Annotated in this window: 6 protein-coding genes; 1 reads left to right on the top strand and 5 read right to left on the bottom strand. The window is 72.4% G+C overall.

Features of this window, described 5'->3' with window-relative positions; translation table 11 throughout:
* Positions 1 to 3: 3 nt before the first annotated feature.
* On the bottom strand, positions 4 to 1,983 hold the full coding sequence (locus tag ACFVDP_RS43185) for a DUF5107 domain-containing protein (protein ID WP_383503197.1): 1,980 nt from the start codon (positions 1,981 to 1,983) through the stop codon (positions 4 to 6).
* Positions 1,984 to 2,213: 230 nt separating this feature from the next.
* Here ACFVDP_RS43185 and ACFVDP_RS43190 point away from each other — a divergent pair, with 230 nt between their 5' ends.
* Positions 2,214 to 2,555, top strand: coding sequence for a DUF6204 family protein (locus ACFVDP_RS43190; RefSeq protein WP_383503199.1), 342 nt, complete (start codon positions 2,214 to 2,216; stop codon positions 2,553 to 2,555).
* Here ACFVDP_RS43190 and ACFVDP_RS43195 read toward each other — a convergent pair.
* The 4 genes from ACFVDP_RS43195 to ACFVDP_RS43210 form a co-directional block, all read right to left on the bottom strand.
* Entirely contained in the window at positions 2,533 to 3,129 is a 597-nt protein-coding gene (locus ACFVDP_RS43195; protein ID WP_383503201.1) for a GNAT family N-acetyltransferase, read from the bottom strand. The genes ACFVDP_RS43190 and ACFVDP_RS43195 overlap by 23 nt on opposite strands.
* Positions 3,130 to 3,149: 20 nt before the next feature.
* Positions 3,150 to 3,521, bottom strand: a complete 372-nt coding sequence (locus tag ACFVDP_RS43200) for a hypothetical protein (RefSeq protein ID WP_383503203.1) — start codon at positions 3,519 to 3,521, stop codon at positions 3,150 to 3,152.
* A complete protein-coding gene (locus tag ACFVDP_RS43205) occupies positions 3,518 to 3,763 on the bottom strand; it encodes a LapA family protein (protein WP_383503205.1) in 246 nt (81 codons plus the stop codon). Before ACFVDP_RS43205 ends, ACFVDP_RS43200 begins: the two co-directional genes overlap by 4 nt.
* Positions 3,764 to 3,904: 141 nt before the next feature.
* Entirely contained in the window at positions 3,905 to 5,680 is a 1,776-nt protein-coding gene (locus ACFVDP_RS43210; RefSeq protein WP_383503207.1) for an alpha/beta fold hydrolase, read from the bottom strand.
* Positions 5,681 to 6,000: the final 320 nt, after the last annotated feature.

Genomic DNA, 6,000 nt, shown 5'->3' on the forward strand with positions numbered 1-6,000 from the left:
CGTTCAGGATCCCGGCCGCATCCGGAAGTCGTGGCGGGCCGGAAGCGGCTCGCCCGGTGCCACCTGCTCCCAGAGGTCACCGATCGCCTCCGCGCCCTCCCGCAGGTCCGCCACCTCGAACCCGGCGTCGAAGGCGGCCCGCGCTCCCGCCATGTCCCCCTCGGCGGCCAGCAGTTGGGCCTCAAGCAGCCGGAACCGGCCCTGCGTCCGCGTGCTCTCGTGGAGGCGGGCCCACACCGAACGGGCCGCCTCCACCCGTCCCACCGCCAGCAGCGCCGCGATCACCTCGCGCCCCAGGGACGCCGTCACCACGACCCACATCTCCCCGTCGTGCCGCCGCTCCGCGCACAGGTCGTCGAAGGCGGCCGCGTACCGGTCGGCGGCACGCTCGGGATGCCCGCCCTCCTCGTCGGCGACGGCCAGGCAGCGCAGCAACGGCCATTCGGACGGGGCCAGTTCGAGGGCGCGTTCCCAACTGCGCACCGCCTGCGCCCGGTCGCCGGCGTGCCACTGCGCGACGCCGAGGTGGTACTCGGACAGCGGGCGGGCCGGTGCCGTCTCCAGCATGTCGCGCCAGGCCGGGGCCACGAGCGTGGGTCCCGGCGGGCCGACCCGGCGCTGCTCGGGAAAGTCCCCGCTGTCCAGCAGCTCGCGCCAGGGCGCCTGCGCCTCGCCCAGGGTCGACTCGTCGAACGGAGTCCCCGGCAACTTCCCTCCGGTGCGCAGCAGTTCAAGTGCACCCCAGCCGGATCCGACGGCGAGCCGCTCACCGGGTTCGGCGTCGGCGCAGGTGGTCCGCCATGCCTCGTGGGCGGCGTCGACGTCGGCCCGCGGCAGGGCCTCCGCCAGGCGCCGCTCGACCTCGTCGGTCACGGCGCCCCAGTCCCCGGCCGGGTGGCCCGACCCGGCCGGCTCGTGCGACGTGCTGAGCGGGCCGTACGCCTCCAGCCAGCTGAACTCGCCCTCCGGTTCGAGGCGTACATGCTCCAGCTGGGTGCGGGCGAGCCCGGCCTGGATCTCCGCGTAGCCCCCGGTGCCGGGTTCGGTCAGCCACTCCTGCCAGCGCCGCCCGCCGGGCCCGCCGCCCCACACGAAGAGCTTGCGGCCGCGCAGCAGATCGGTCGAGGTCTGCACGAGGCCGTGGCCGGTGTCGTCGAGAGCGGCGATCCAGCGGCGCCGCCCGTCCGGCACCTCGTAGAAGTAGTCGGCGGGGTAGGTGCTGTTCAGCGGGCGGGTGCGGTCCGTGCCGTCGTGGTCCGGGACCGGCACGGTGCGCAGCGTGCGCTCGTACCCGAAGTGCCAGGCCTCGTCGGCGGGGACGACCACCCGGCGCTCCTCGGGGACGGCGATGTTGGACCACCAGTACACGGGTGCGGGCTTCTCGTGCGGGTTGCGCACGCGCACGCCCACGTACAGGAAGTCGGAGTCGGCGGGCAGCCACAGGTCCACCTGGAACGGCAGGTCGCGCAGTCGCTCCCACTCCCACAGGCGCAGCATCTCACCGCCGTCGGGGGCGGGGACGCGCGCGGCGTGCAGGGGTGCGCAGGACAGGGTGGTGTGGCCGGTCGCGCCGATGTTCCATTCGATGCCGCCGGAGAACCAGGCGCCGTTCAGCGCGAAGTTGGCGGGCTGGAACACCGGGTTGCGGTAGAGGAGTTCGCGCTCGCTCGGCTTGTGGAAGAGAGAGGCGACACGGCCGCCGAAGCCGGGCAGCACGGTGACCCGCAGCCGCTCGTTCTCGATCACGATCGCGTCGAGGTCGAGCGGGGTCCGCTCCCGCCCGTATCCGTCGCGTATGCGCTCGGGCAGCACGCTGCGCAGCGGCCGGTAGCCGACCTGCCGGGCCATGTCGAGCGGCAGGCCCGCCCTGGTCCGCTCGTCGAGTTCGTGCACCTCGTCGAGGGGGCGCAGCGGCGGCAGCGGGTTCACGGGGCCCACCGGCGCGCCCGGCAGCCTCAGCACCTCACGGCGGATCTCGGTCATGGGGCCTCCCGTCGCCAGGGGGCGCGGCCCGCCCCGATGACCATGGAACAGCGTCATCGGCGAGCTGGCCAGGGGCTGCTCCGGTCAGGATTGCGCAAAGGCCGTCACCGGGCGGGGCGTCGGGCGGCGGCGATATTCCAGGCGCGCGGCATCTTCATCGACGTACGCTGACGGCTTCGAGACACCCGGGCACGGTCCCGGCACCCGTAGCGCGAGGAGCACGACCCGTCATGGCCGAGAACCACACCTACCGCGTCATCGTGCGCGCCACCTTCGACGGCCTCACCGCCGACGCCAGGGAGCGGCTGCTCGCCGAGGTGGCCGAGCACGAGGGCATCGCGGGGATGCGCTTCGGGCCCGGGGGTTCCCTCGCGTACGACCGCAGTCTCAAGGCGTTCTCCATGCGGTACGTCGTCGAGTCCGACCCGGACGACGGCGAGGAGATGGCGGGCGCACTCGCCGAGGAGCAGGCCGAGGCGTATCTGAGGGAGCGCGGCTACGGGCACGGGGAGCTGCGGTCGACGGTGACCGACATGGACACCATGAAGATCAACCGGAAGTCGCGCCGGTAGCGGCATCGGGAGCGGCCCGCACCATCTCGGCGGTGATCGCCCACCGCTCGTGGTCGCGCCAGGCACCGTCGATGAGGATGAAGTCGGGCGAGAACCCTTCGAGCCGGAACCCGGCACGGCGGGCCAGCGCGATCGAGGCCGTGTTCGCGGGCTGCGCGTTGATCTCCAGGCGGTGCAGGCCGAGCGGTCCGAACGCGTACCGGACCACGAGGCCGAGTCCCTCGGACATCAGCCCGCGTCCGGCGGCGTGCGCGAACGCGCCGTAGCCGAGGGCGCCGCAGCGGAAACCGCCCTGCACCACGTTGTTGATGTTGATGAACCCGGCGATGCCCCCGCCGTCCCGCTCGCAGACCAGGAATCCGTGCTTGGTCGGGTCCTCGATGAGCCGGCCCGCGTAAGTGGCGTAGGCGTCGGCCTGATCGGGCGGGAAGAGCCAGGGCCGGTGCAGTTCCCGGCTCTCGCGCGAGCGCGCGACGAACTCGTCGGCGTCCGCGAGGGCGAAGGGGCGGATGCCCGCCCGGGGGCCTTCGGCGACATAGGGGTAGTCGTCGGAACAGGGGTGCTCGTCGGTCATCGGCCCAGCGTACGGAGGGGCTAGGCGGTGGCCGCCTTGGGGCACTTCTCGCCGTTCTTGACGACGCCGACGCGCACGCCCTCGTCACCGATGGGCCGGCCCACGGCCGGGTACTGGCTGCAGACCTTCCAGCTCATGGGCCACAGCACATGGCGCTTCTGGCCGCTGACGTCCTTCACGTCGACCCTGGTGCGGTAGTCGACCGTCGAGAAGACGTGCATCAGGCCGCGCCCGCGCAGCTCCGGCATCCGCTCGCCGTCGGCGGCGCCCGCGGCGCCCGCGGCGCCCGCGGCGCCCGCGGCGCCCGCGGACACGGTGAGGGCGAGGGCCGCCCCGGCGGTCACGGTCGCCACGCGTCGCCGCACGGCCGTGGTCAGTACGCGCCCGGTCACCTGCGTCCCCTCCGCGCCACGAAGTAGCCGCCGCAGATCCCGCCGATGACCGCGGTGATCAGCAGGGCCAGGTACAGCGGCATGGACACCTCGGGGATGAGCATGCGGATCTTGACCTGCCGGGTGTTCTCGAAGATGAAGACCAGCAGGAGGACGAAGAGGACCAGGACCGCGATCCTGGCCGGTGTGAACGCTCCGGAGCCCCTGCTCTTCGCGGTGCTCGCGCTGTCCTTCGGGCTCATCGGTGGACCCTTCCGTCGTATCCCGGAGGCCGTCGCCGCCTCCCCGCCCAGCATGGGCGGGCAGGCGGCGTTCCCGCACCGGCCGAGGGCCCGTACGGGTGACGGACGGCCGCGCGGGGGCGCCGGGGACCGGTTTCGGGCCTATCCCACGACCGGGAGTTCCACCGTCCCGGTGTCCTCGGGGGCGCTGGTGACGGTGACCGGCTTGACGCCCTTGTTGCCGCCGTAGGCGTCGTCGCTCGCGGCGATCACGAACTGGATGCGGTGTCCCTGCTCGTAGCGGTGCACGAGGCCGGGGAGGGTGACGGTGAAGGACCGGGTGACGTCGGGGACCCGCACGGGCGCGACGAGCCGGTGCACGAGCGTCTTGGTGCCGTCGGGCGCGACGTCGTACAGCTTCGCGAAGAGGACGAGCTTGTCGGCGGCGTCGCCGGAGTTCTGCACCCGTTCCGTCTTCGGGGAGATCACCTTGAGGGTGGCCTTCGGGGAGCCGACGACGTCGGTGGTCCGGGTCAGCGGCTCGGTGGTCCAGTCGAGGTAGGTGCCCTTGGTGTCGCGCGGGGCGGGGTCGGGCAGGCCGATGGTGCCGGCGAGAGAGGACTCGGAGTGGCTGGTGGGGATGAGCCAGTTGCGGTACTCGCGGCTGCCGCGCGCGACCTTCGCCCGGTTGTCGACGAGCTTGCCGTCGCCGGACAGGTACAGCTTCCGCGAGGGGGCGGGCACGGCGGAGGCGGTGCCGTAGGTCTGGTCGGGGTCGCCGACCCAGTCGCGGTAGTACGCGAAGGCGGGTCCGGTGTCGACGTCCTTCTTGTGCTGGAGGTAGCGGTCGAACCAAGCGAGGATCCGGCGGCCGACGTAGCTCGTCTCCAGGTTGCCCTCGGACAGGTTCAGCTCACCACTGGCCGGGTCGGTCATGCCGCCGCTGTGCCCCCACGACTGCCAGATCATCTTCGCCGCCGTGCCCTGCTTGCGGAGGGTGTCGTACGTGGCTGTGGCCTCGTTCAGATTGAACAGGCTGTCCGTCTGGCCCTGGACCAGCAGCGTGGGCGCCTTGACGCTCTTGAGGTACGTCACCGGGGACACGCTGCGCGCGTAGCCGAGCAGGGCGGCCGTCTTGTCGGCCGGGTACGCGCCGGAGTTGAGGGTGCGGATGGTGTCGCAGGCGTCGTCGACGAAGTGCAGGCAGGTCAGCTTGTTGATCCTGGACGGGTCGAGGGACGGCGAGAGCAGCGGCTGGCCCTCGCCGATGAGATAGAACCCGTTGGTCCACTGCCACTTGAAGACGCCGGGCACCGAGCGGTCGGCGGCGTTCTGCGGGTCGAGCGAGTAGGCGAGGTCGTTCCAGGTGATGAGCGGGACGAGGGCGTCCACGCGGTGGTCGACGGAGGCCGTCGCCATCTGGACGGCGCCGCCGTAGGAGCCGCCGATCATGCCGACGCGCGGGTCGCCCTTCTTGTCGGTCGTGACGTAGTCGACGGTGGTGCCGTCGTCCGCGGCGCGGGTGCCGGCCAGGAAGTCGACGAGGGCCGAGGCCGCCTTGCCGTCGATCTTCGGGTCGTCGAGGGAGACCAGACAGCCGGACTTGCCGAAGCCGAGCCCCGAGTAGGCGAGTCCGACGTAGCCGCGCTGGGCGAAGGCCTTGGCCGTGTCGCCGGTGCTGTCGGACTTGTCGCCGCCGAAGCCGTTCGTGGTGAGCACGGCGGGCGCCGGGTGTGCCTTGTCCGCGGCGGCCGGGCGGTAGAGGTCGGCGTCCACCGTGCAGGTGCGGTCGCCGGTGTCGACGGTGAACTTCAGCGCGGTGACGGTGTACGGCCCGTCCGTCGCGGTCGGCGTCGCCGTGTGGGCCGGGGCGGCGGCCAGTGTCAGTGCGGCCGTGGTGACGGCGGTGGTGAGCAGGGTGGCGCGAGATCTTGGCACGGTGACGGCCTCCACGGCGATGACGTTTTACCGACCGGTAGGTATGACTGCGGAGTCATCATGTGACGCGTGTCAGTTGCGGGGCAATGCGCGTGCATCGGCATTTTCTGTGAAGGGGCTGTGGGGACAGTCGCCGTCGGCGGGAGCCGATCGCGCAGTTCCCCGCGCCCCTGGGTCGTCGGCCAACTGACGGCCGGTGGCCGCTTCTCGCGCAGTTCCCCGCACCCCCGCGGGGCGCATGCCCCCCCACCCCCCCCCCCCCCCTCCCCCCCCCCCCCCACCCCCCACGCGCCCCCCACAACCCCACAACACAAACAACA

Origin of the sequence: Streptomyces sp. NPDC057694 (assembly GCF_042799415.1) — a bacterium.
In the GTDB taxonomy this organism is placed as follows: Bacteria; Actinomycetota; Actinomycetes; order Streptomycetales; family Streptomycetaceae; genus Streptomyces.